Below are 1,395 nucleotides of genomic sequence, written 5' to 3'. Positions count from 1 at the left end.
CGACTGGAACGCGACGGAGCGTCGGCTGCCGGTGGGTCTGGTGCCGGAGTTGTTCGAGGCGCAGGTGGGGCGGACGCCGGAGGCGGTGGCGGTGGTCTGCGAGGGTGTTGGGCTGTCGTTCGTGGAGCTGGATGCGCGGGCGAACCGGTTGGCGCACTATCTGCGGGTTCAGGGTGTGGGTGCGGAGTCGGTGGTGGGGCTGTGCCTGCCGCGTGGTGTGGAGTTGGTGGTCGCGGTCCTGGCGGTGTGGAAGGCGGGGGCGGGGTATGTGCCGCTGGATCCGGAGTACCCGGCGGAGCGGCTGACGTTCATGCTGGCGGACAGCCGGGCGTCGGTTCTGGTGGGTTTGGAGGAGATCCTCGACGAGCTGCCGTCGGGCCGGATCCGCACGATCGCGGTGGACGATCGTATGGTGGCGGCCGCGCTGGCGGGGCAGCCGGAGCATGCCCCGGAGGGCAAGCTCGAGGCGGGCCGGTTGGCTTATGTGATCTATACGTCGGGGTCGACGGGTCGGCCCAAGGGTGTGGCGGTCACGCATGGCGGGCTGGCGAACTATGCGCTGTGGGCGGTCGAGGTGTATGGCATGGCGGGGGGTGGTGGTGCGCCGCTGCACTCGTCGCTGGCGTTCGACCTGACGGTCACCAGTGTCGTGGTGCCGCTGGTTTCGGGTTCGGCGGTGGTGGTGTCCGAGGCCGGTGGTGCCGAGGGCTTGGCCCAACTGCTGGGTGGCGCGGGTGGCTTCGGGTTGGTGAAGGTGGTGCCGGCGCATCTGCCGTTGCTGGCGGAGTTGGTGGCTGATGACGGGGTGGCTGGTGCGTCGCGGCGGTGGATCGTGGGTGGTGAGGCGCTGCAGGGTGCCGTGGTGCGGGAGTGGCTGGGGCGTGCGCCGGGCGCGGTGGTGGTGAACGAGTACGGTCCGACGGAGACCGTGGTCGGCTGCTGTGTCTTCGAGCTGACTGCGGCGCAGGAGATTCCGGATGCGGTGCCGATCGGTCGTCCGGTCGCCAACACGCGTCTGTATGTGCTCGACGAAGGTTTGCAGCCGGTGCCGGTGGGTGTGGCGGGTGAGTTGTACATCGCCGGTGCGCAGCTGGCGCGGGGTTATGTGAACCGGGCGGGGCTTACGGCGGAGCGTTTCGTGGCGTGTCCGTTCGAGGCAGGGGCGCGGATGTACCGCTCGGGTGACCTGGCCCGCTGGACCGCCGACGGGCAGCTGGAGTATCTCGGCCGGGCCGACGAGCAGGTGAAGATCCGGGGTTTCCGGATCGAGTTGGGTGAGGTGCAGGCGGCGGTCGCCGGTCACCCGCAGGTCGCGCAGGCTGCCGTGGTCGCCCGGGAGGACGTGCCGGGCGACAAGCGCCTGGTGGCCTACCTGGTACCCGCCGACGCCGACAC

Annotated in this window: 1 protein-coding gene; it reads left to right on the top strand. The window is 70.3% G+C overall.

The window, feature by feature from the left end; all coding sequences use genetic code 11:
- A partial coding sequence (locus tag ABZ845_RS31955) for an amino acid adenylation domain-containing protein (RefSeq protein ID WP_360987066.1) occupies positions 1-1,395 on the top strand: 1,395 nt, incomplete at both ends.

The organism is Streptomyces sp. NPDC047022, from assembly GCF_040644155.1.
Lineage (GTDB): Bacteria > Actinomycetota > Actinomycetes > Streptomycetales > Streptomycetaceae > Streptomyces.
Note: the sequence above shows the minus strand (reverse complement) of the source record. Positions and strands in the feature narration are given on the sequence as shown.